Below are 22,091 nucleotides of genomic sequence, written 5' to 3'. Positions count from 1 at the left end.
CTGCACCCCACGAGTGCAGTGGTTGCTCCATCTTAAGCGTTTATGACGGCGTCGTAGCTGTGCCAGTGCCTATACCGCTGTAATTAAGCCTGGCGCGTTTCTTGCGTGTAACAAAAGGTTTCCCACCGCTGACGTTGCTTTCCCATTCATCCAAAGAGGTCTTTGCTATGGAATTGAAATGGTTTGAAGATTTTCTCAGTGTTGCACGCTGTTATAGTTTTACCCGTGCCGCGGATGAGCGGCATATCACGCAATCGGCGCTCAGTCGGCGCATCCGGCAACTGGAAGAGTGGCTGGGTGTTCCGTTATTCGATCGTAAAACCTATCCGGTTACGCTCACGCCAGAGGGACAAACCTTCCTCGCGACCGCCAGCGAAACGGTATTTTCCATGTCGCATCTGCGCAATGATCTGCACCAGCGCTACAGTTCGCGCACTGCGGTATTACGCTTTGCGATGCTAAATACCCTTTCTCTGACGTTCTTCCCTGACTGGATACAGCGATTAAATCTGCAGCCCAATCTCAGCTATATCCGCCTGTGTAATCAAAAACCGACTTTCGCTGAGCACATCTCCACCTTACACAGCGGTGAAACCGATTTTCTACTGACTTACGCGCACGATGCGGTGTCGCTAATACATCAGCTGGCGGCGTATCCCATGGTGCAACTGGGCCGTGAGCGTGCCATTGCCGTGTGTCGCCCGGATAGCAGTGGCAAGCCACTCTATCCGGTGCGCGCGGATGGCGGTCCGATTCCGTGGTTGAGCTATGGACAACATACCTTCTTTGCTCATGCGCTGGCGCAAATGCTCAGCAAACGCCCGCTTCCTCTTGAAGCGGTATATGAAAATGGTATGTCAGTGAATCTCAAAGCCATGGTCCTGGCCGGTGGCGGCGTGGCGTGGTTGCCTCTGAGTCTGGTACATGAAGAACTGGCCAGCGGCAGTTTAGTGCGCGCCGATGACAGCAGCTGGGATATGTCGCTGGCGATTCGGCTCTATCGTCAACCGATTCTGCAAAATTCTCAGGCTGAACAACTGTGGCTGCGAGCATGTGCCAGCGAGACGGCTAATGCGGCCTGACATAAAACTATGCCGTTTTGGAATGGGGAGTGTGAATTGCTCATTGGCCTTACGCTGATGATTTACTCCATGCTGGGGCTTCAGAGAGACGAAAACCTGACCAACCAAGCTGGGGACTATCATGGAAAACAAAGCGTTAGTCTGGAAGTGGGTAGAAGAATATCAAGGGGTATTTTGTGAACTGAGCGATCGCGTCTGGGGCATGCCGGAAATTTGCTATACCGAGTATCGTTCGGTGGCTGAACACACCGCGATGCTAAATCAGCAAGGATTCCGCGTCACAGAAAACGTGGCCGACATCCCCACGGCGGTGATGGGTGAAGCCGGTGAAGGCGGTCCCATCATCGCTTTCCTCGGAGAATATGATGCCTTGCCAGGGTTGAGTCAGGAAGCAGGCGTGGCGCGTTATTCTCCACTGCCGGGCAACGGCCATGGTCATGGCTGCGGGCATAACTTGCTGGGATCGGCTGCCATGCTGGCGGCTACTGCGTTGAAGTCATGGCTTGAAGAGAGCGGCACACCGGGCCGCGTTCGCTATTATGGCTGTCCGGCAGAAGAAGGCGGTGCGGCCAAATCCTTTATGGCGCGTGCTGGCGCATTCGATGGCGTCGATGTGGCCATCACCTGGCATCCAAGCGCGCATCATGAAGTGGCAAAACCGCTTTCTCTCGCTAACACCCGCATGGATTTCGCTTTCCGTGGCCGCTCATCCCACGCTGCGGCTTCTCCACATCTTGGGCGCAGTGCGCTGGATGCCGCCGAATTGATGAACGTTGGCGTACAGTTCCTGCGCGAACACGTGCCGCAAGATTCCCGCATCCATTACGCCTTCCTCGATGCCGGTGGTGTGGCTCCCAATGTGGTACAGGCAAAATCTACCGTGCGCTATGCCATTCGCTCGCGCGATGTCCACGCGATGTTTGAACTGAATGAGCGGGTCAAGCGCGTGGCTCAGGGTGCCGCCATCATGACCGATACCGAAGTGGATATCAGCATCATGAGCGCGGTATCCAACCTGCTTGGCAATCGTCCGTTAGAAGAAGCGATGCAGCGGAATCTGGAAGCGCTTGGTCCGGTACCATTTGACCAGGCTGACCTCGCCTTTGCAGCTGAAATTCAGGCCACGCTAACAGCGGAAGAGATTGATAACTGCTACCGCAAAACCGGTGTGAAACCCGCCGATCCTAAACCCCTCAGCGATTACATCATTCCGCTCGATACCCACGGAGAGGTCATGATTGGCTCGACCGATGTCGGTGATGTCAGTTGGGTGATCCCGACCGTGCAGGCGCACGTACCCACCATGGCGATTGGAACCCCTGGTCACTCATGGCAACTGACCGCGCAAGGCAAAATGCCGGCCGCACACAAAGCGCTGGGCCATGTCGCGAAAGTCATGGCCGCGACGGCTGTGGACGTGCTGACCGACAAAATACTGATGGCCCAGATGAAGAAAGCCCATTTCGAGCAGGTCAGTGAAAAACCGTATCACTGCCCTATTCCAGCTGAGGTGAAACCGCCGATTCAGCCACGCCCGGATACTCTGTAACGCCTCAGGAGAAATAAATGAAAAACAAGATGTTAACTGCTGCATTGACGCTGGCAGCGACCTGTTGCGCCTCAGCACAGGCCGCCACTCCCGCCGATTCTTTAGTGATGGCGTGGAACATTGATGCCATCAGTACCTGGGATCCGGCGCAGATTGGTGAAGTGGTCACCAGTGAAATCTATTCAAACACCTGTGACACACTGGTTGATTTTCGTGTCAGTGATGAAACGCAACTCGATCCTGCATTGGCCAAAAGTTGGGATGTCTCTGCCGATCGCAAGACCATCACCTTTCATTTACAGGACAACCTGAAATTTGCCGATGGCTCAGCCGCAACTGCCAGCGACCTGGCGTGGTCGATGCAGCGCGTAGTGAAACTGGGCTACGGCAATGCAGCCGCTATCAAGGAGTATGGCTTTGATAAAGATAACGTCGACTCACGCATTAGCGCGCCCGATGACAAAACGCTGGTGATGAGTTTCGATAAAGCTTACCCCACTAACTTGGTGCTCCAGGCGATTGCCGCCAATAACGTCTCTTCCCTGCTTAACCGCAAAGAAGTCGAAAAACAGGCAGTGGATGGCGATCTGGGACACAAATACCTTTCCACTCATACCGCCTGTGTTGGTCCTTATCAACTGGTGCGCTGGAATGCCGGTGAAGGTGTGGTGCTCCAGGCCACCCCGAACTACTGGGGAAAAGCGCCGGTACTGAAGCGCATTCTGATTCGTCATGTGGCTGAAACCGGCACTCAGCGTCTGCTGGTGACGCAGGGCGATGTGGATATCGCCCGCGATCTCTCAGCTGACGATCTGAAAACGCTGGATCAGGGCGGCAAAGTGAAAGTGGAAAAAGTGTTGAAGCCACAGCTGTTTTTCTGGACCTTCAATAATGAAGACCCCATTTTCCAAAATGAAAAAGTCCGTCTCGCCATGCGCTATCTGATCGATTACGACGGGTTAGCGAAGAGCGTCATGCCTTATCTCGGCGTGCCGCGCGCCAGTTTTGTTCAACAAGGGGCGTTTGGTGCGCTGGATGCCAAACAAGGTCAGCCTTTCCATCTCGATCTGGATAAAGCCAAACAGTTGCTGACGGAAGCCGGTTATCCCAATGGTTTCAGTACGGCGGTGTTGTTTGGCACCCTGCCGCATTCGGCGCCAATCGCGCAAAGCGTACAGCAGAATGCCGCCAAAATCGGCGTGAAACTCAATCTGGAACGCATGGCTAACGCGCAGTTGTTCAGCCGGGTACGTGGCCGGGAATTCCAGAGCGCAATGATGGCGTGGCAAACCTCGGTGCCCGATGCCTACGGCAATGCCTCACGTCTGGTTTATAACCCTGACAATCGTAAAGAAGCGCGTGCCACGCAATATCCAAGCTGGCGTGCCGCTTATTACGATCCGCAGATGAATCAGAAAGTGGAAACCGCACTGTTAGAACCGGATGACACCAAACGCGCTGCACTCTATGGCGATCTGCAGAAAGAGCAGATGCAAAAAGGACCTATGGCGATCATGTTCCAGATGTACAACACCGCGGGAATTAGCCCAGCGGTGAAAAACTGGACCTGGAACGGTTTTCGCGTTTGGTATGGTGCCGCAAGTAAATAACGGAGGTGGCAGATGTCACAGGTCATGATACCCGTTGCACACAACCCCCCTTCCGCTGGCTGGCGTCTGCTAAGACGCCTTGCTCGTGGGCTGATCTCGATTGTTTGCACGCTACTGGGGTTAGCGGCCCTGACCTTCTTTATTGGTCGCTTACTGCCTATCGACCCGGTGGTCGCGATCATCGGCGATAACGCCAGTCAGGAAGCCTACGACAAGATGTTTCATCAGTTGGGGCTGGATCAACCGTTGTGGCACCAATTTGCCGACTACGTCTGGCAACTGCTGCACCTCGATTTTGGTATCGCTCTGACCACCAGCCATCCGGTGGCGCAGGATATCGCGCGCGTCTTCCCCGCTACGCTGGAACTGGCCACCGTGGCGGCCATTATCGGCGTCGGTTTCGGTATTCCCGCGGGCGTGTTGGCGGCAATGTACCGCAACACCTGGTTCGATCATCTGATCCGCTTCGTGGGGCTACTCAGCTATTCCACCCCGCACTTCTGGCTGGGTCTGATGGGATTGCTGCTGTTTTACGCCACGCTCGGCTGGATTGGCGGACCAGGACGCATCGATTTTATCTACGAGTTCGATTTACATCCGGTGACGGGATTCTGGCTGATCGACAGCGCGCTGAGCGGAAACTGGGAAATGTTCCGCAACGTGTTTGGTCACATCATTTTGCCCGCGTCGATTCTTGGCTTGAGCGCGCTGGCTTACATCAGCCGTATGACGCGTAGCTTCATGCTGGAACAACTGTCGCAGGAATACATCATTACCGCTCGCGTGAAGGGTTTGTCGTGGGCGCGATGTGTTTGGGTGCATGCTCTGCGCAATATCGCCGTGCCCACGTTGACAGTGGTGGCCCTTTCCTGGGCCTGGCTGCTGGAAGGTGCAGTTCTCACCGAAACCGTATTCGCCTGGCCCGGCTTTGGTCGCTATCTGACCAACGCACTGCTGGCGGGCGATATGAATGCGGTGGTGGGCTGCACACTGCTGATCGGCGCAATTTTTGTCGCAATCAATCTGCTGTGCGATCTGCTTTATCGTCTGTTCGATCCGCGTACGCGTCAGGAGGAAGCATGACCGATTCCGTCAACAAATCGATGCGCATGAATCCTTCGCGTCACTTACTCGCCTGGCTGCGCGATCCTGCGCCACAGTCACCGTTTCAGGCGCACATGCAGCTGTTATGGATTCAGTGGCGACGCTTTTGCGCTAACCACTCGGCGCTCTTTGGTTTGCTGGTGCTGTTGATGATTGCTGGCGCGGCGGTGTTCGCGCCCTGGTTAGCCACTCACGATATCTATGCCCAAAACCTCGCCTTCCGCCTGCAACCGTTTTCTGCTGAGCACTGGCTGGGCACCGACGAATTGGGTCGGGATATTTACAGCCGTCTGCTGTATGGCGCGCGAATCACGCTGTATATCGCGAGCTTAACCGCGCTGATTATCACCCCCATTGGCTTACTGGTCGGGACCAGCGCGGGTTATCTCGGCGGTTGGGTTGATACGGTGCTCATGCGTCTGGTGGATATCTTCCTTGCCTTCCCCAGTTTGATTCTGGCGCTGGCGTTTGTCGCGGCATTGGGGCCAGGCATCGAGAATGCGATCATCGCGATTTCTCTCTCCGCCTGGCCGCCGATTGCCCGCCTTGCGCGCGCCGAAACTCTGGCCATCCGTAAGATGGATTACATCGCCGCGGTACGCTTACAAGGGGCATCCGCCTGGCACATCATCGTGCGACATATCATCCCCATGTGCCTGCCTTCTGTCATCGTGCGCGTCACCCTTAACATGGCGGCGATTATCCTTACCGCCGCTGGACTGGGTTTCCTGGGGCTTGGCGCTCAAGCGCCTAGTCCGGAATGGGGCGCAATGCTGGCTTCCGGCCGCGAGTTCATGCTGAACAATGGCTGGATCGCTGCCATCCCTGGATTAGCAATATTGTTCACCAGTCTCGCCTTCAACCTGTTGGGTGATGGCCTGCGCGACGTAATGGATATCCGCCATGAATAATCTGCTTCAGGTGAAAAACCTCAATATCGTATTTCGCAGCGCGCACGGGGAGCACCGCGCGGTACGTGACGTCTCTTTCCATGTTGGACGTGAGAAAGTGGCGATTGTCGGTGAATCCGGTTCGGGAAAATCACAGACCTGCCGTGCATTGCTACAGCTGACGCCCAAAATCGGTCGCGTCACCGCCGATCAGATGCAGTTCGGTGATATTGATCTACTCAACAGCAGTGAAAAGCAGATGCGCCAGATTCGCGGAAATCGTATTTCAATGATCCTGCAGGATCCCCGCTTCTCGCTTAATCCGCTAATGCGCATTGGCGATCAGGTGGCGGAAGCCTTCAGGTTGCATCGCCGGGTGAGTAAAAGCGAAGCCAGAGATCGCGCGCTAACGATGCTGGAATCGGTGCATATTCGCGACGTGGCGAAAGTGGCACGCCTCTATCCCCACGAGATTTCAGGTGGTATGGGCCAGCGCGTGATGATCGCGATGATGCTAATCCCCGAGCCGGATTTGATCATCGCCGACGAACCCACCTCCGCACTGGACGTGACGGTGCGCCAGCAGGTGCTGAGCATCCTTAATGAACAGCTGGCGCGGCGTCAAACCGGCCTGCTGTTTATCAGTCATGACCTTAATCTGGTCTCTCGTTTCTGCGATCGCGTGCTGGTGATGTACGCCGGGCGTATTGTCGAAGAGATTCGTGCCGAACGTCTGGAACAGGCGCAGCATCCTTACACGCAGGCATTACTTGCCAGTCAGCCACGTCTGCATCATCCCCTTGATACGCTGCGTGTGCCGACCCGTGATGCCAGTTGGCTCACCGGCCCCTGTTTTCGTGATGGAGTCGCATTATGAATCCCATTCCAACCGCACAACGCAGCATTGAAATGGTGGATGTCAGTATTGCATTCGGTCAGGGAGCACATCGGCGACAGGTGGTTGATAACGTTAGCCTGACGCTGGCACAAGGAGAGTGTTACGGCCTGATTGGTGAATCGGGTTGTGGAAAATCCACCATTTTGCGCGCGCTGGCTGGCCTGAATCACGATTATCAGGGCCATATTCTGTTCAATAACCGTGAACAGCAGCCGCAGCGAGATAAAGCCTTTTATCGCCAGGTGCAGATGGTGTTTCAGGACCCTTACGCCTCGCTCCATCCACGAAAAATGGTGTGGGCCAGTCTGCGTGAACCGCTGAAGCTGCATGCTATGGACCACCATGAAGCGCGCATCAGCGATGTGCTGCATGCGGTCGGACTTTCCGATGCCTACCGTTATCGTTATCCCCATCAACTTTCTGGTGGTCAACGTCAGCGTGTGGCCATCGCGCGGGCCCTCATTCTCGAACCTTCCGTGCTGTTACTGGATGAGCCGACATCAGCGCTGGACGTCTCAGTTCAGGCTGAAATCCTCAATTTACTCAGCAGCATGCAACGGCAGCGCAGCCTCACTTATTTAATGGTGACGCATGATTTGGCGGTCGTGACACACCTCTGCCGTCGCATCGGCATCATGCATCACGGCAAATTGCTGGAAGAACTCAGCGCGGACAGCGTGCGTCAGGGCGGAGCACGGGAAATCTATACCCGCGAGTTTCTGGCGGCGAGTGAGGCGTGAACCTCTGATCCACACTAAAACGATGAGGCTTTGCCATGTTTGAATCACTTCAGCAACAACTTGAAGGCCAGGCCACTGCCGTGCTGCTGGTGGCGCAGGGTGATGAAATCCTGTTCAGTTACGGCGATGCTGCCCAGCGTTACCCCTGCCACTCGATGCGCAAAAGTTTTCTTAGTGCGCTGATCGGCTGCGCAGTGGCAGAAGGCCGTTTTGATCTCTCCTTAACCTTGCAGACGCTGGGAATCGATGACCGTGAAGGACTGAGCGTCAGCGAGAAACAGGCCACGCTATACGATCTGTTGACCGCCCGTTCTGGCATTTATCATCCGGCGAACTATGAAACCGCCTGGATGCAGCGTATTAAACCCCCGCGCCACCTGCATGCGCCAGGCGAGAACTGGTGCTATAGCAACTGGGATTTTAATGTGCTGGGCAGTGCCTACCGTCAGCTGACTGGAGAGGAGATCAACCAGGCGTTTGCGCAGCGCATTGCCGACCCGTTGGGAATGCAGGATTATCGCGTTGATCAGGACAGTTGGCTGGAACCCGGTGAATTTTCTGATCACCCTGCCTATCCCTTTACGCTCTCAAGTCGCGACCTGCTGCGATTCGGCCAGCTCTTTCTGCAGCAGGGGCGCTGGGGCGATCGACAAATCATCCCGCAACAGTGGGTTCGCACCAGCACCTTGCCTGTTTCGCATGCGGGCGATCGCGGGGGTTACGGCTATATGTGGTGGATCACGCGCGATGGCGTGGCCTGGCCAGAGGTGATTCTGCCAGCGGGCAGTTACTCAGCGCGTGGAGCAGGCGGTCACTTCTGCCTGGTGATGCCGCAACAGAATAGGGTGATCGTACATCGTGTTGACACCCGCACACCGGGGCAAGAGGTGAATCGTTTCCAGATTGGCTCGTTGTTGCACAGGCTACTCACCGTATTGGACAGGGAGACATCATCATGACGCTCATCGAATCTCTGGCACAGTGGTGTGCCAATCCACCGCCCTTTACTCTTCGTGCTCGTGAACTGGCGATTGACGCCATCGTTGATACCCTGGGCTGCATGGTAGCTGGCCGTAGCGACTTTTCTACCCAGGCGGTGCAGCAGGCATGGCCTCAGATACCCCGTAGCCAGGCGCTCGATGCGTTGTTCAACGCCACGGCCGCTCACGCTATCGACTTTGACGACAACTTTGCACCGGGCATGAGTCACGCATCGGCCGTTTTGGTACCGGCCCTGCTGGCCGTGGCGGAAAACAGCGACGGCGCATCGTTGATACACGCTTATTTAATTGGTCTGCAGGCACAAGCCTATATAGGCGAAGCCATCGGCTATCAGCACTACACTGCTGGCTGGCATGGTACATCCACCGTGGGTTGCATTGGCAGCGCGGCAGGTGTTGCTGCCCTGCTCGGCCAGGATGCAGCAGGGATTGCCCGTACGTTGAGCATTGCGGTAAGTCTGGCCAGTGGGGTCAAAGGCCAGTTTGGCACGCCTCTGAAACCGTTTCATGCCGGAATGGCGGCGCGCAATGCCGTTGAAGCCGCGACGCTGGCGCAAACCGGCATGCAAGGTCGTCTGGATATTCTTGAGTGCGCACAGGGTTTTGCGGAACTCTATGCCGGTCTATTAAGCCAACCGTCGCTGCCCGGCGCTGAGCAGCATGTCATTGAACAAATCGGTGTGATGCCGAAAAAATATCCGTGCTGCGGGTCTACCCACCGCATTCTCGATGCGATTGCCGATATCCAGCAACAGCAAACATTGAAGATTGACGACATTGAAAGCGTGCACTGCCAGGTGGGGATCGCCAACTGGCGCAATCTTGCCTACCACCAGCCGCAAGATGAAATGCAAGCGCGCTTCTCAATGCAATATTGCGTTGCCATGATGCTCAGGAATGGCACGTTGAGCGTGCAGGACTTTACCGCCGCCAGCGTAAAACAACAGGCAGATGTACAACTGTTGGCGATGATTACCCTCGCGCCATGGACAGCGGAACAGGAGGCTGAAGACAGAAACTTGCCGCATATCCTCACTTTGCGTTTCAGGAATGGTCAGGAAATTGTCCACGCCAGATGGCGGGCGCGTGGTGCGTTAGACGAACCTTTCAGCACCGACGATCGCCAGGCAAAGTTCTTAGATTGTTGTGCAGCGCTACCCCAGGCAGAATTGCTTTATCAGCGCCTAAAGGAATTAGCGCAGCAAGCTGATTTAACGTTTATACGTCAGCTTATGGTTTAACCCTGACAGTATGGGTAGCAGCCATCGTTGAATGGATCCCGTTCATCGCAGGAGAATACGCTTCGTGAGCAGCGGTGAATCGGATCGGTAGAACAACACCGAATCACCGCTAAATTTATAAGCTCGGAAAATATTTTCACTTCTTTGGCAATATTCACATCGCTCATTCGTCTACCTCAGTACGAGCCAATATCGGCTACTGTAATGAGGAATAACAACAATGAGAGATTTCGATATGCGCAGACAACACCGCCGTGACCACCATTTTGGTGGTCATCGCATGATGAAACCCTTGTTGCTCGGCGTGGTGATCATCGCGGCACTTGGGCTGCTGGTGATGTCGTTGTGGAATGCCGTGCTGCCTGCCATCATCGGCGTGAAGGCGATTGGGTTCTGGCAGGCACTTGGGCTGCTGGTATTGTGCCGCATTCTGTTTGGTGGCTTAGGTTTCCGCCCCGGCATGTTTGGTATGGCACGTCGTCGCATGCACGAACGCTGGATGCAGATGACCCCAGAACAGCGCGAAGAGTTTATGCAACACCGCCGTGAACGTTCGCACCGTGGACGCCGCGATCGCTGTGACTGGCATGGCCGTCGCGGTGATGCGCGCTCACCCTCCGACGAAACTCCCGCTAAATCGTCAGACGCAGAGTAAACGCCATGGCGCAGGATTCTCTGCTGATGTCCGCGTTGAACGCCTGTCGGGCAAAATTGAGCGCATTTATTCGCGGCCGCACCTCGATCCGTGAAGATGCCGACGATATCCTGCAGGAAGTGACCTACAAGCTCATGCAGGTTGAGCAACCGGTGGAAAATGTCGCGGCCTGGTTATTCCGTGCCGCACGCAATGAAATGACCGACCGGGCGCGAAAGAAGCGTGAACTGCCGCTAGCCGATATGATGAACGGCGATGAGGAGGCGGATTTTCCCGAAGATGAGCTGGCTGAAACGCTATTTGGCGTGCCGGAAACGCCGGAAGATGAGTATCTCAAAGCACTGCTATGGGAAGAACTGGAGGAAGCCTTAGCGGAACTGCCACTCGCTCAGCGCGAGGTGTTTGAAAAAACAGAGTTGTTGGGTTACAGCTACAACGACCTGTCTGAAGAGAGCGGCGTCAGCGTACAGGCGCTGTTATCACGCAAACATAAAGCGGTGCTTTCTCTGCGTACGCGATTGCGCAGTCTTTATGATGAGCTTACCGCTGAGTAATGAAAACATGGCGTTTTACTGACTGAATCGTAAAAAGAATGGCTGCTACTTACAGTAAATAGCAGCCTATATTTCCAGTTACCACCAGACCGCTTCTTCCCTTGGTTGCACAATGTTCACGGCTTGTCCGATGACCGGTAAAGACAATTTAATTTTTTGCTCACGCGCCAGCGCCGCTATTTGTATCAGGGGGTCATTCCAGTGATGGAAAGCAAGATCGAAGGCCGCGTTATGAATGGGCATTAACCATTTTCCCTTTAAATCCTGAAACGCCCGGATGGTATCCCCTGGCATCATGTGAATATCCGCCCACCGGCTGTCATAAGCCCCATTTTCAAGGCAGGCAACATCAAATGGACCGTATTTATTACCGATTTCTTTAAAGCCCGGAAAATAGCCGGAGTCACCACCAAAAAATAAACGAAATTCATCGGTGATGATGCTCCATGAACACCACAAACGTTTATTGCCGTCAAACAAACCACGTCCGGAAAAGTGCTGCGACGGTGTGGCGACAAAATGCACCTCGCCCACCTCCGTAGATTGCCACCAATCCAGTTGGGTGATCTTCTCCTCAGCCACTCCCCACTTCGCCAGCAAATCGCCGACGCCCAGCGGAGCGAGGAAATAGCGAACACGATCTTTCAACTGCATGATCGTCTGGTAATCCAGATGATCATAATGGTCATGGGATAAAATAATGCCCTCAATAGGCGGTAAATCGCTCAGCTCGATGGGTGCAGCCTGAAAACGCTTTGGCCCGAGCCACTGAAAGGGAGACGCTCGCAGATTAAATACTGGATCAGTAAGCCAATACTTGCCTTTCAATTTGAGCAGCAGCGATGAATGCCCCAGTCGAAACACACTGTTGTCGGCTGCCATGGCGAGCGCCTCGGACGTGATGGGCTGCACAGGTAATTGCTGCTGAGGTACCGTTTCTTTTGGCTTGTTGAACGCCAAATCCCAGAACATCTTCATATATTCGCTGAATTTCAACGGCTGCCGGGGAGCAGCATTGGTGAAACGCTTGCCATCGAACTGTGCGGATTGCGGATAACCCTTGATGGCACTGCGGGAGATGCCTGAACAATTCAACATTGATCTTTTCCTGGCCGGATACGATGGCTCACAATACCGTGTTTTAGTGAACCCTATATGGCATAACGGGCGGTCTGGTCATGATATTCAACCTTCAGATGACTTTTCATTTCCTGAGCGCTAAAGTCACTCTTTTGTTTGATTTTTCGAGGGAAAATGAAACCTTTATTTGTATACGGCACCTTGCAACCAGGTCATTCAAATGCGCATATTCTGGACAGTATCGGTGGAGAGTGGCTGCCCGGAACGGTCAACGGCATCTTCTATGAACGTGGTTGGGGCGCGGCAGCGGATTTTCCCGGCATTGTGCTGGACAACAATGCGGGCCTTGTCAAAGGCTCACTCTTCTTCTCAGAGCATCTGACCGCGCACTGGACAATGCTGGATGAGTTCGAGGAGGGCTATGATCGTGTGGATGTTGAAGTCACCACCCTTGAGGGAGAGAAAATCATCGCGTGGATTTATCAGTTACAACCGCAACAGGCCTGATTTTCCCTGCTCATTTCCAGCCTAAGCAAGCGCAGCGCCCACGATAACTTGCGAGATGAGAATACATCTGGCTACTGTGGCACAGGTATTCTCTGCGGAATTGGTTGCAGCACGCTCGCACTTAATAAGCCAGGCTAGAATGAATGCAAACCGCATCAAGGAGCATTCAGATGAGCAAACTCTGCACCGCCTGCAGTACTTCTTATGAAGATGATCCAGGCATCTCACATTGCAAAATTTGCGAAGACGAGCGGCAGTTTGTGCCTGTCAAAGGGCAGCAATGGCTGGCATTCTCGGCTCTGCGTGCCACACATCAAAATAAATGGCAGCAGCATCTAAAGGGATTATTCAGCCTGCAAACTGTCCCGAGTTTCGCCATCAACCAACGTGCTTTTTTACTGCAAAGCGCGCAGGGGAATATTCTCTGGGACTGCATTGCGAATCTGGATGACGCCACGGAATCATTGATACACGCACTCGGCGGTATTGATGCCATTGCCATTTCTCATCCCCATTACTACAGCACCATGCAAGACTGGGCTGCGGCATTTGATGCACCCATCTATTTGCATGAGGATGATCGGGAATGGATTATGCGCCAGAGCTCGCATATTCATCTCTGGCAAGGTGACGAATTGGATTTACTGCCCGATGTCACGTTATTACGCCTGGGTGGGCATTTTAAAGGAGGCTGTGTACTGCACTGGTCGCAACATGATGGCGTGCTGTTGAGTGGTGATGTTGTGCAAGTGACACCCGGTGCAAATTCCGTGTCATTTATGTGGAGCTATCCCAACATGTTGCCGCTTTCTGCAGCTACGGTGAATACGCTCATTCACCGACTGGATAAGGTCACCTTCTCGCAGATTTATGGCGCTTTTGCCGGTCGGGAAATGACACAGCAGGCACAATCCATTGTCAGACAGGCAGCTGAACGTTATATCCGCTGCCTGCAATAATGACCCGATTAGCCCGGTATTGCCCCGTTTACCTGGTTCTTACAGATGGGAATAACGGGCCATCATCAATAGTTTTGATTGCATCAAGACCCGTAAATTGAACACGCAACGGGGCTTAGCCCGTAGACAAACTTAAGGACTCGTTTCACTGAGGCTGGGGGGCGTGTGCGTTTCGCACAAAAAGATCTATAGGAATTAATGGTGGTGCAGGAAGCTGAAGCGCGGGAACAGGCAATCAGCGATCTGCATGCCTTTATTAAACTCGCGCTTTGAATAATAGAAATTTTTCGATTCAGGACGTGGTCACTGAACTGTCCGATTTGGCGACAAAATAGTTATCGTGTTTTTCAATCGTGACGCCGCGTTCACGCCAGTATGCTGCCATATTGAAAAACGCATCACTGGTTAAATTGAAGCCAATAATAACTGAAGGGTGTTTACCGCTACTCAGAAACGAGTTTAACTGCTCCATATCCAACGCTTTAACAGACTCCATCATCTTCTCCCGATCTATAACAAGATAATCTGCTTCAACAGATTATCTTGTAAGTCTCTTGATGCACAATGCAGTTATATTAATATTACAGTCTGCAAAAAATCCGATGAAGGATTGCGGCCACCCGCTTTAAAACCCGCAGATTCTCTGATTAATGAGATCGATCTCAGCTCTGAAGAGTGCAATTTACCCTTAAAGCGAAACGTAAAACTGTGGGTTTTCTTGATGATTGCTTGCTGGATATATCAACAACGCACAACGTCACTCACCGATATTAATTATTATTTGCTATACATCGGTGCTTTTTAGACCGGACGAAATTTCGACGAACGAACCATTCACGGATGTACAGACGTCCAGACGTATATTATAGTCCGTCTCCTACGTTACTCAGGGACTCGTACTATGAACAAATTACTCGTTACCACCCTTCTCGCCGCTGCGGTTTCACTGCTGAGCGCCTGCGACAACAACAAAGACAATGCCATCAAAGTCGCCATTAACACCGGTCCTGACGAAGCGCTCTGGCAGACCGTTAAACAGGTCGCTCATGATAAATATCATCTGGATGTCGATGTGGTGGCATTTAACGATTATGTACAACCGAACGAAGCCCTGTTCAATAAAGATGTCGATGCCAACGCCTTCCAGAGCCTGCCTTATCTGGAGATGCAGTCGAAAGAGCGTGGCTATAAGTTTGCCGTGGTCACCAACACGTTTGTGTTCCCTATTGCCGGCTATTCCCGCAAGATCAAAGCGCTCGATGCACTGCCAGATGGCGCGACCATCACCATCTCTAACGAAGCAACCACTCTCGGTCGCAGCCTGTTGCTGTTGCAAGCTCAGGGACTGATCAAGGTGAAACCCGAAGCGGGCTTGCTGCCTACCACGCTGGATATCACGGATAATCCGAAGAAACTTAAAATCGTTGAAGTGGATACCCCACAACTGGCCCGCACCCTTGATGATCCGCAGGTATACATCTCCATCATCAATAACAACTTTGCCGCGCTGGTTAACCTCTCCGCGTCGAAGGATGGCATGTTTATGGAAGGCAAAGCGTCGCCGTATGTGAATGCGATTGTGGCGCGCGAAGATAACAAAGACAGCGCAAATGTGCAGAAGCTGAAAGAGGCTTTCCAGTCGCAAGAAGTACTGGATAAAGCAAACGAGATTTACAAAGGCGACATTATCAAGGGTTGGTAATAGCCGCTAAAAAAGCCGCGCAACAGGCGTGTTGCGCGGCTTTTTATTACTTAAAATCCACTGCCATCAATTCAGCGATGGTTGAATCCTGTGTCGAGGTCACGCAGCGGTGCAGGTAATCAGTAAATTTCGAGGAGGGCGGCATGCCTAACTCCAGCAATTTCTCATTGCAGAACACCACGTTGAGTTTGGAGAAATGGCCGTAAAGATTCATGGCGCGCAACACAATCCGCTCATTGCACGGCCCAAATAACGACGCGAAGTTTTTCTTACTTTCGGCCAGTTCGCGATAATTCACTTTCTGATAACTCTCGCCCACGGGCACATTGCCTGAGGCTTTCGCCATCGCTTTATCGATCTCCGCGAAGGTGACACTGCTGTTGAGCCCCGCCGAAATGTGAATAATGCTTTTATCGACGTTTTCAGCGGTCAACAACAGCTCCAGCGCATCTGCACAATAATCCACAGGCACCACATCAATACGATCGTCCAGCTCACACATAAACTTACCCAATGTCAGTGCCATGCGGAACACCCAGAAAATACTCGGCGATGGCGTGCAGCCATGATCGGAATGGCCCACAACAATAGAGGGACGCGCAATAACCAGCGGCAGTTCGGGCAACATCTCGCTCATCATTTTTTCCACCGTGGCTTTACTCCAGGTGTACTCAACAATGTGCTGATCGCGCAGCGTATTCAGTTCGCTCTCGGTCACCAGGGTGTTAGCTTCCGGCGCACAAGACATTGCCGTTCCGACATGAATAAAGCGCTTAAGTCCGCTGACCTGATTCATACGACTCGCGAAGGTGAAAGTTCCTTCAACGTTAACTTTCCAGATGTAAGGATTCGCCCCAAACGAAGCCACAGCCGCACAGTTGAGCACATGTGTAACGCTATCCAGACGCGGGTCGGCAGTAAACCGCTCTGGTTCCGCGAGATCGCCAATAAGAATGTTATCTGTGGTCAGTGTATCCAACAGATTTTGTGCCACGCCAAATTTAGCCAGATTGGATTGCAACCGACTCAGTCCTTCGGCGGGTGAATCACCGCGAACCAGCAGTAACAGTCGATTATTCTCGCTTTTCTTCAATAAGTTAACCGTTACTGCTCCGCCTAAAAATCCGGTTGCGCCAGTAATTAAAATCGTATTCATAGTATTCAGCTATCAGTTGGTTTCTGGACGAAAACGGTCCATTGAGCGTGGCTTCGAATGTATGCCAGCGAAGATAAATGGCGGATAAATGCGATCTGCACAAGGTGAGGGAAAAAGCGGTCCAGTTAGCTTTCGTTTATCTCTGATAACCATCCGTCATTTTATTTCTCACCGTTCGTCTATTCTGAGATTAAAAAACCGACGCGATATAAAAATGTCGTAAAAATTTCGCTACCAGGCGTAAAAATGCAGGTCACAAAACCACCACCCGCTATTAACCGTTCGGGTAAACAGGTATGTTCGCCGTCATAGACACAGCCATCGCCGTTCCACGCTGATAAGAAACAGGAAATATATGAGTCAGACCGAGAAACAGTCTCTGCCTGCTGGCATGTTGGCCGCCGCAGGGATCGTGTTTGGTGATATCGGTACCAGCCCGCTTTACACCCTGAAAGAGTGCCTGTCGATCTTACCGGATGGATCAATCTCAACCACTGCCGTGATGGGTTTTCTGTCACTGATTTTCTGGGCGTTAACCCTGATCGTTACCCTGAAATATGTCTGCTTTGTCATGCGTGCCGACCATGATGGTGAAGGCGGTATTTTAACGCTGATGTCACTGGCGCGTCGTAACGTCGGTCCGAAGATTGGTCACATCATTATTCTGGCCGGTTTGACGGGTGGCGCCTTCTTTTACGGTGATGGCATCATCACGCCGGCGATTTCGGTGCTCTCTGCCATTGAAGGGATTGAGGTGGTATCACCCCAACTCGACAAATACGTGGTCCCACTGGCGGTACTCATACTCACGCTGTTGTTCTTCATCCAGAAACACGGTACGGAAAAAGTCAGTAAAGTATTTGGGCCGGTGATGTTTGTTTGGTTCGTCTCGATTGGTTTACTGGGTATTCGCGGGATTGCGCTCAATCCCACGGTCTTGCAGGCGCTGAATCCCAGCTACGCGCTGACCTTTTTGCTGACTCATGAAGCGCTCGCCTTTGCCGCGATGGGTATGGTGGTACTGGCCGTTACCGGTGCTGAGGCGCTGTATGCGGATATGGGACATCTCGGCAAAGCGCCGATCCGCCTGGCGTGGCTGGTGATTGCCATGCCTGCCCTGGTGCTCAATTACTTTGGCCAGGGTGCACTGGTGATTGCGGATGCGAAGACGATCAATAACCCGTTCTTCAACCTCGCGCCGGGCTGGGGGCAAATTCCCCTGATAGTGCTGTCAACGCTCGCCACGGTGATCGCAGCCCAGTCGGTCATTACCGGCGTTTACACCCTGACGCATCAAGCGATTCGTCAGGGGTTTCTGCCACCCATGCGCATTGTGTTCACCTCCCATACTGAATCTGGCCAGATCTACATTCCGGTGGTGAACTGGCTGTTGTTTGTGGCGGTTACCGTGATTGTGCTGGCATTCCGTCAGTCCTCGGCCCTCTCCTCCGCTTACGGTATCGTGGTGACCGGCACCATGGTGATCACCGCCTGTCTGGCCGGCGTGGTGGCGCTGCGTAACTGGAAATGGCCACTGCCGCTGGCGGTGATTTTCCTGCTATGTATGCTGAGCATTGACGTGCCGCTGTTTGCGGCGAACCTGATGAAACTGCTGTCAGGTGGTTGGGTTCCGGTACTGATGGCGCTGACCATGATGGGGTTGATGCTGATCTGGAGCACCGAGCGTAATCGGTTAATCAAAAAATTGAACAACGATCCGGAAAGCCTGCAGGCGCTGGTGAGATCACTGGAAACCAATCCGCCCAGTCGTGTAGCGGGTACTGCCATCTTCCTGGCGCGTAAAGAGTTTGAGATTCCACAGGCGCTGCTGCATAACCTCAAGCATAACCGGGTGCTGCATAAGCGCGTGGTGTTGCTGAACATCCGCACCACAGATACGCCACGCGTGCACAATCAGAAGCGCATCACCATCACCCAACTTTCGCCGTCCTTTTGGCAGGTAACCGCGGCATACGGCTGGCGAGAAGTCCCTTCAATGGCGGAGGTTTTACACCTGTGCGGACTGGAAGGTTTTGGCTGCACGCTGAATGAAGCGTCTTTCTTTACCTCACACGACACCCTGGTGATGAAAAAACGCCGCGGACTGGCAAGAATAAAAGGCGGCATCTTTCACTTCTGCCAACGCAATGCGCTGCGTGCGCATGAGCAATTTAATATTCCCCCCAATCGCGTTATCGAACTGGGTGGACAACGCGAGTTTTAACAAAATGGGGCGTGCATGACGCCCCAATCAACTTATTGCCCTGCCACAAATGTAACCAGATGAAAGAATATTCCCGAAAGTTTAACGGAGTTGTGGCTGAACTTTTCTTAACAACTAATTAGCAATTAAAGCTAAAACGCATAACCTCAAAAGGTGTTTATTAAGCCTACCGGCACTCATTACCTGCCGTGCGCAACTGTCGGAATGTATAAAATCACCATCAACAATAAAATGCATAGCTTCGAAATCGGCTCAGCAGTTATTTTGAGGAGTAAGACCATGAAAGAACTTATTAATGACGTTATCTCTATTTTCACACCGCAAAATGTTAAACCCGTTTTAGTCCGTGCGGATTTGACCCATCGTGAATTATCATCGATTCATCCTGTGGGCTTTACTTCCGTGAGCTGGGCCACTTCGATGGAAGAACTGACTGATGCGATTGTGAAAAAAACGCTCGCTGCAGGGGCCGTGGGTTATCACATCACTGATGTTGAATCCCATGAGCCGGGCCACGATGGTCAGCATGTAATGGCGGCTACCGCAACCCTGTACCATATCAATAGCAAAGTGGCGTACGGCTGATGTTAACCCCCCCTTCGCTGTTGTATTTAAGCCTGCCACTCTTGTGACAGGCTTTTATCTGCAAAGTATTCGGCGAGAAAATCAATAAACACTTTCATGCGCGGCGATTCCGATGTCCGTTGCGTATACACCGCCCAGATATTCGCCTGCTGATACCACTGCGGTAAAACATGGACCAATTCGCCAGTGCTGAGATAAGGCGCCACATCCCATGCCGAGCGGAGCGCAATCCCGTGTGACTTCAACGCCCAGTTTAAAATGACCTTGCCACTGTTTGACGAATAACGGCTATTCAGTCGGCATAATACCTGTTGCTTACCGTCAGTCAGCGCCCAATTGCCGAATGAATTGTTCTTTTCATTGATGATAAGGCAGCTGTGGTCAATTAATTCATCCAGCGAATTGACCGCCCCAGCGCGCGCTAAATATTCAGGGGATGCGCAAAGAATACGCCGATTAACGGCCAGTTTACGCGCGATGTAAGAGTGATTCAGATTATCGCCAACCTGTATATCCACATCGGTGCCGGATTGCATCAAATCAATCTCACGATCGCTTAAAATGAGTTTGATATTTAAAGATGGATGCTGAGAAATAAAGGCTGAAATGGCATCAGATAAATACGCCTGACCAAATCCCAGCGAACAGCCAACGGTCAACTCACCGGTTAATTCGCCGCGCCACTGCTGAAAATTATTCAGAAACGCATCCATTTCCTGTACCACTAGCAGCGCCCCCTCCAGCGCTTTCTCACCTTCTGGCGTCAGGCGCATCACCCGATTGGTGCGGAAGAAAAGCCGGGTGTCGAGCTGTTTCTCAAGAATGGCGATACGTTTGCTGATATACGATGGAGACTGGCCCAGCTCCACGGCAGCGCGACCAAAACCACCATGACGCGCCACGCTGATAAACACATAGAGATCTTCGACAGAGGGCCAGCCCTGTAGCGGTTTCTGAACGTTTTTCCCGGCAAGCAAGAGCTTCATACTATTACGCAGTTAGCCAACATCGAGCGGTTATAACACAGAATCGAGAAAGCCCTGAAGCTGTGCTAAAAATACCGCCGGGACTTCTTCCTGTGGGGAATGCCCACAAGGCAGTGCCTTGCCCTGCACATTGATGGCCTTCTCCTGCCAGGTTTCAACCACATCGTATAGCTGACCGACCGTGCCCTTTTCCCCCCACAGCAATTGAAGCGGACAAACGATGCGTTTGTCGCTGTCCTCTGCATCGTGCTCTAAATCCACCGTGGCGGCCGCGCGGTAATCTTCGCAGACGGCGTGGATCATCTCGGGTTGCTGATAGCAGCGCAAATAATCATTGAATACCGCTTCTGAAGTCGCCCCCGCTGTCTTGAGTTGACCGTCAATATGTTTTCGCAGGAAGAAGGCCGGATCGTGGCCGATCATTGTCTCCGGCAGTGGGTAAGGCTGGATCAGAAAGAACCACCAAAAATAGCGCGTAGCAAACGCCTTATCGGTCTGCGCATACATGGTGGCAGTCGGGGCGATATCGACGAAAGTGCCGCAAGCCACTTTCTCCGGATGGTCAAGCGCCAGACGATGTCCGACCCGAGCACCGCGATCGTGTCCGACAAACGCGACACGCGAAAGACCCAGTGCATCAATCAACTGGCTGATATCTTCAGCCATGGCGCGTTTTGAATAGGCCAGATGGCGTTCGTCGCTGGCGGGTTTGTCGCTGTCGCCGTAGCCGCGCAGATCAGGCAGGATCACCTGATACTTCTCTGCCAGCTGCGGAGCGATTTTCCGCCACGCCAGATGGTTTTGTGGATGCCCGTGCAGCATCAGCAACGGCGGTCCTTCGCCCCCGATTGCCACGCGCAGTGTGATACCGTTGTCCAGCGTGACCGCTTTCAAGGCAAATCCGTCGATAAACGGCGATGCGCCGCAATCCTTGATGTCACTCATGCTGTTTGTCCTTTAACCCGCTGCAGCCAGGGGCGCTGAGCAAAGTGCCGATGTTCAAACTGCGTAATGTCAGTCTCGTATTGGAGCGTCCAGTCTACCGCGCTGCCGCCACCCATTAACATCTCACGTTTGAGCGCGCTGACCTCAAAATGCAACACCTGCTGATTGAAGGTGAGGGTCTTATATTCCAGAGAAACCGTAATCTGGTTGTGTTCTGCATCAGCGGTAGCAGCGCTGAGCTGCTGATACGCCTCCTCACTTAGCGTTAGCGTCAATACGCCGTTGCGCTGGCAGTTATCGTCAAAGATGCCGGCAAAACTGGTGCCGATGATGGCGCGAATGCCCAGCTGATTGAGTCCCCACACCGCATGTTCGCGACTGGAACCACAGCCAAAGTTGGGTCCCACCAGCAAGAATGTCGCGTTCTTTCCGGCAGGCTGGTTGAGGATAAACGCGGGATTCGCACTGCCGTCGGGCAAAAATCGCAGGTCAAAGAACACGCCCCGATCCAAACCCTGGCGATCGATGCCTTTCAGAAACTGCTTTGGCATGATCACATCCGTATCAATGTTGGCCGCCGGTAAATGGGCAATGCGTCCGGTGATGCTGTGAAAAGCGTCCAT

General features: G+C 53.0%; 22 protein-coding genes. 16 read left to right on the top strand and 6 right to left on the bottom strand.

From position 1 onward, the window contains the following. The first annotated feature begins 167 nt into the window (after window positions 1-167). The 11 genes from FD744_RS05550 to FD744_RS05500 all read left to right on the top strand — a co-directional run bounded on the left by FD744_RS05550 (window position 168) and on the right by FD744_RS05500 (window position 11,324). Entirely contained in the window at window positions 168-1,082 is a 915-nt protein-coding gene (locus FD744_RS05550) for a LysR family transcriptional regulator (protein ID WP_058962178.1), read from the top strand. A 121-nt stretch (window positions 1,083-1,203) separates the two neighbouring features. Further along, the gene (locus FD744_RS05545) at window positions 1,204-2,631 is read left to right on the top strand and encodes a M20 family metallopeptidase (protein ID WP_160867605.1); all 1,428 of its coding nucleotides are present in this window, start codon (window positions 1,204-1,206) and stop codon (window positions 2,629-2,631) included. A 17-nt stretch (window positions 2,632-2,648) separates the two neighbouring features. Continuing rightward, window positions 2,649-4,241, top strand: coding sequence for an ABC transporter substrate-binding protein (locus FD744_RS05540; RefSeq protein WP_160867604.1), 1,593 nt, complete (start codon window positions 2,649-2,651; stop codon window positions 4,239-4,241). Between the two features lie 12 nt (window positions 4,242-4,253). After that, a complete protein-coding gene (locus FD744_RS05535) occupies window positions 4,254-5,324 on the top strand; it encodes an ABC transporter permease (protein WP_160867603.1) in 1,071 nt (356 codons plus the stop codon). Then, window positions 5,321-6,256, top strand: coding sequence for an ABC transporter permease (locus FD744_RS05530; protein WP_160867602.1), 936 nt, complete (start codon window positions 5,321-5,323; stop codon window positions 6,254-6,256). The genes FD744_RS05535 and FD744_RS05530 overlap by 4 nt, the downstream gene beginning before the upstream one ends. After that, window positions 6,249-7,112, top strand: coding sequence for an ABC transporter ATP-binding protein (locus tag FD744_RS05525; protein WP_097119175.1), 864 nt, complete (start codon window positions 6,249-6,251; stop codon window positions 7,110-7,112). Before FD744_RS05530 ends, FD744_RS05525 begins: the two co-directional genes overlap by 8 nt. After that, a complete protein-coding gene (locus tag FD744_RS05520) occupies window positions 7,109-7,873 on the top strand; it encodes an ABC transporter ATP-binding protein (protein ID WP_160867601.1) in 765 nt (254 codons plus the stop codon). Before FD744_RS05525 ends, FD744_RS05520 begins: the two co-directional genes overlap by 4 nt. A gap of 35 nt (window positions 7,874-7,908) precedes the next feature. Next, complete coding sequence (locus FD744_RS05515) at window positions 7,909-8,832, top strand: serine hydrolase (protein WP_160867600.1); 924 nt, start codon at window positions 7,909-7,911, stop codon at window positions 8,830-8,832. Beyond that, window positions 8,829-10,115, top strand: coding sequence for an MmgE/PrpD family protein (locus FD744_RS05510; RefSeq protein WP_160867599.1), 1,287 nt, complete (start codon window positions 8,829-8,831; stop codon window positions 10,113-10,115). Before FD744_RS05515 ends, FD744_RS05510 begins: the two co-directional genes overlap by 4 nt. A 220-nt stretch (window positions 10,116-10,335) precedes the next feature. After that, window positions 10,336-10,770: a hypothetical protein gene (locus tag FD744_RS05505; protein WP_160867598.1), complete on the top strand. Its 435-nt coding sequence runs from the start codon at window positions 10,336-10,338 to the stop codon at window positions 10,768-10,770. Between the two features lie 5 nt (window positions 10,771-10,775). Then, on the top strand, window positions 10,776-11,324 hold the full coding sequence (locus FD744_RS05500; RefSeq protein ID WP_034823960.1) for an RNA polymerase sigma factor: 549 nt from the start codon (window positions 10,776-10,778) through the stop codon (window positions 11,322-11,324). 78 nt (window positions 11,325-11,402) lie between these two features. Here the strand turns inward: FD744_RS05500 and FD744_RS05495 are convergent, their stop codons facing one another. After that, window positions 11,403-12,422 (bottom strand): MBL fold metallo-hydrolase, encoded by a 1,020-nt coding sequence (locus FD744_RS05495; RefSeq protein WP_160867597.1) that lies wholly within the window; start codon window positions 12,420-12,422, stop codon window positions 11,403-11,405. A gap of 156 nt (window positions 12,423-12,578) precedes the next feature. On the opposite strand from FD744_RS05495, the gene FD744_RS05490 reads away from it, so the two are divergent. Both FD744_RS05490 and FD744_RS05485 read left to right on the top strand, forming a co-directional pair. Then, complete coding sequence (locus FD744_RS05490) at window positions 12,579-12,911, top strand: gamma-glutamylcyclotransferase family protein (RefSeq protein WP_160867596.1); 333 nt, start codon at window positions 12,579-12,581, stop codon at window positions 12,909-12,911. A gap of 170 nt (window positions 12,912-13,081) precedes the next feature. Then, window positions 13,082-13,870 (top strand): MBL fold metallo-hydrolase, encoded by a 789-nt coding sequence (locus FD744_RS05485; RefSeq protein ID WP_160867595.1) that lies wholly within the window; start codon window positions 13,082-13,084, stop codon window positions 13,868-13,870. A 292-nt stretch (window positions 13,871-14,162) separates the two neighbouring features. On the opposite strand, the gene FD744_RS05480 is transcribed toward FD744_RS05485, so the two are convergent. Continuing rightward, on the bottom strand, window positions 14,163-14,369 hold the full coding sequence (locus FD744_RS05480; protein WP_153012345.1) for a hypothetical protein: 207 nt from the start codon (window positions 14,367-14,369) through the stop codon (window positions 14,163-14,165). Window positions 14,370-14,771: 402 nt separating this feature from the next. Between FD744_RS05480 and FD744_RS05475 the strand changes: the two genes are divergently transcribed. After that, entirely contained in the window at window positions 14,772-15,572 is an 801-nt protein-coding gene (locus FD744_RS05475) for a MetQ/NlpA family ABC transporter substrate-binding protein (protein ID WP_160833866.1), read from the top strand. Window positions 15,573-15,618: 46 nt separating this feature from the next. Here the strand turns inward: FD744_RS05475 and FD744_RS05470 are convergent, their stop codons facing one another. Beyond that, on the bottom strand, window positions 15,619-16,728 hold the full coding sequence (locus FD744_RS05470; protein WP_160867594.1) for an SDR family oxidoreductase: 1,110 nt from the start codon (window positions 16,726-16,728) through the stop codon (window positions 15,619-15,621). 355 nt (window positions 16,729-17,083) lie between these two features. Between FD744_RS05470 and kup the strand changes: the two genes are divergently transcribed. Together kup and FD744_RS05460 are read left to right on the top strand one after the other, a co-directional pair. Next, window positions 17,084-18,952, top strand: coding sequence for a low affinity potassium transporter Kup (kup, locus tag FD744_RS05465; protein WP_160867593.1), 1,869 nt, complete (start codon window positions 17,084-17,086; stop codon window positions 18,950-18,952). 279 nt (window positions 18,953-19,231) lie between these two features. Next, window positions 19,232-19,537 (top strand): DUF1471 domain-containing protein, encoded by a 306-nt coding sequence (locus FD744_RS05460; protein WP_045815559.1) that lies wholly within the window; start codon window positions 19,232-19,234, stop codon window positions 19,535-19,537. 26 nt (window positions 19,538-19,563) lie between these two features. Here the strand turns inward: FD744_RS05460 and FD744_RS05455 are convergent, their stop codons facing one another. Genes FD744_RS05455 through leuD form a run of 3 tightly spaced genes read right to left on the bottom strand, consistent with a single transcriptional unit; the run spans window position 19,564 to window position 22,091 of the window. Then, window positions 19,564-20,523, bottom strand: a complete 960-nt coding sequence (locus tag FD744_RS05455) for a LysR family transcriptional regulator (RefSeq protein WP_160867592.1) — start codon at window positions 20,521-20,523, stop codon at window positions 19,564-19,566. A 30-nt stretch (window positions 20,524-20,553) separates the two neighbouring features. Then, window positions 20,554-21,468: an alpha/beta fold hydrolase gene (locus FD744_RS05450; RefSeq protein ID WP_160867591.1), complete on the bottom strand. Its 915-nt coding sequence runs from the start codon at window positions 21,466-21,468 to the stop codon at window positions 20,554-20,556. Next, window positions 21,465-22,091: a 3-isopropylmalate dehydratase small subunit gene (gene leuD, locus FD744_RS05445; RefSeq protein ID WP_160867590.1), complete on the bottom strand. Its 627-nt coding sequence runs from the start codon at window positions 22,089-22,091 to the stop codon at window positions 21,465-21,467. The genes FD744_RS05450 and leuD overlap by 4 nt, the downstream gene beginning before the upstream one ends.

The sequence above is a fragment of the Pantoea sp. Taur genome (genome assembly GCF_009830025.1).
Lineage (GTDB): Bacteria > Pseudomonadota > Gammaproteobacteria > Enterobacterales > Enterobacteriaceae > Pantoea > Pantoea communis.
This window is presented reverse-complemented; position numbering and strand designations above follow the sequence as displayed.

Excerpts from the sequence above, each read along its gene's own strand:
- FD744_RS05550 (WP_058962178.1), top strand. The coding sequence starts at position 168 with ATGGAATTGAAATGGTTTGAAGATTTTCTCAGTGTTGCACGCTGTTAT.
- FD744_RS05545 (WP_160867605.1), top strand. The coding sequence starts at position 1,204 with ATGGAAAACAAAGCGTTAGTCTGGAAGTGGGTAGAAGAATATCAAGGG.
- FD744_RS05540 (WP_160867604.1), top strand. The coding sequence starts at position 2,649 with ATGAAAAACAAGATGTTAACTGCTGCATTGACGCTGGCAGCGACCTGT.
- FD744_RS05535 (WP_160867603.1), top strand. The coding sequence starts at position 4,254 with ATGTCACAGGTCATGATACCCGTTGCACACAACCCCCCTTCCGCTGGC.
- FD744_RS05530 (WP_160867602.1), top strand. The coding sequence starts at position 5,321 with ATGACCGATTCCGTCAACAAATCGATGCGCATGAATCCTTCGCGTCAC.
- FD744_RS05525 (WP_097119175.1), top strand. The coding sequence starts at position 6,249 with ATGAATAATCTGCTTCAGGTGAAAAACCTCAATATCGTATTTCGCAGC.
- FD744_RS05520 (WP_160867601.1), top strand. The coding sequence starts at position 7,109 with ATGAATCCCATTCCAACCGCACAACGCAGCATTGAAATGGTGGATGTC.
- FD744_RS05515 (WP_160867600.1), top strand. The coding sequence starts at position 7,909 with ATGTTTGAATCACTTCAGCAACAACTTGAAGGCCAGGCCACTGCCGTG.
- FD744_RS05510 (WP_160867599.1), top strand. The coding sequence starts at position 8,829 with ATGACGCTCATCGAATCTCTGGCACAGTGGTGTGCCAATCCACCGCCC.
- FD744_RS05505 (WP_160867598.1), top strand. The coding sequence starts at position 10,336 with ATGAGAGATTTCGATATGCGCAGACAACACCGCCGTGACCACCATTTT.
- FD744_RS05500 (WP_034823960.1), top strand. The coding sequence starts at position 10,776 with ATGGCGCAGGATTCTCTGCTGATGTCCGCGTTGAACGCCTGTCGGGCA.
- FD744_RS05495 (WP_160867597.1), bottom strand. The coding sequence starts at position 12,422 with ATGTTGAATTGTTCAGGCATCTCCCGCAGTGCCATCAAGGGTTATCCG.
- FD744_RS05490 (WP_160867596.1), top strand. The coding sequence starts at position 12,579 with ATGAAACCTTTATTTGTATACGGCACCTTGCAACCAGGTCATTCAAAT.
- FD744_RS05485 (WP_160867595.1), top strand. The coding sequence starts at position 13,082 with ATGAGCAAACTCTGCACCGCCTGCAGTACTTCTTATGAAGATGATCCA.
- FD744_RS05480 (WP_153012345.1), bottom strand. The coding sequence starts at position 14,369 with ATGATGGAGTCTGTTAAAGCGTTGGATATGGAGCAGTTAAACTCGTTT.
- FD744_RS05475 (WP_160833866.1), top strand. The coding sequence starts at position 14,772 with ATGAACAAATTACTCGTTACCACCCTTCTCGCCGCTGCGGTTTCACTG.
- FD744_RS05470 (WP_160867594.1), bottom strand. The coding sequence starts at position 16,728 with ATGAATACGATTTTAATTACTGGCGCAACCGGATTTTTAGGCGGAGCA.
- kup (WP_160867593.1), top strand. The coding sequence starts at position 17,084 with ATGAGTCAGACCGAGAAACAGTCTCTGCCTGCTGGCATGTTGGCCGCC.
- FD744_RS05460 (WP_045815559.1), top strand. The coding sequence starts at position 19,232 with ATGAAAGAACTTATTAATGACGTTATCTCTATTTTCACACCGCAAAAT.
- FD744_RS05455 (WP_160867592.1), bottom strand. The coding sequence starts at position 20,523 with ATGAAGCTCTTGCTTGCCGGGAAAAACGTTCAGAAACCGCTACAGGGC.
- FD744_RS05450 (WP_160867591.1), bottom strand. The coding sequence starts at position 21,468 with ATGAGTGACATCAAGGATTGCGGCGCATCGCCGTTTATCGACGGATTT.
- leuD (WP_160867590.1), bottom strand. The coding sequence starts at position 22,091 with ATGGACGCTTTTCACAGCATCACCGGACGCATTGCCCATTTACCGGCG.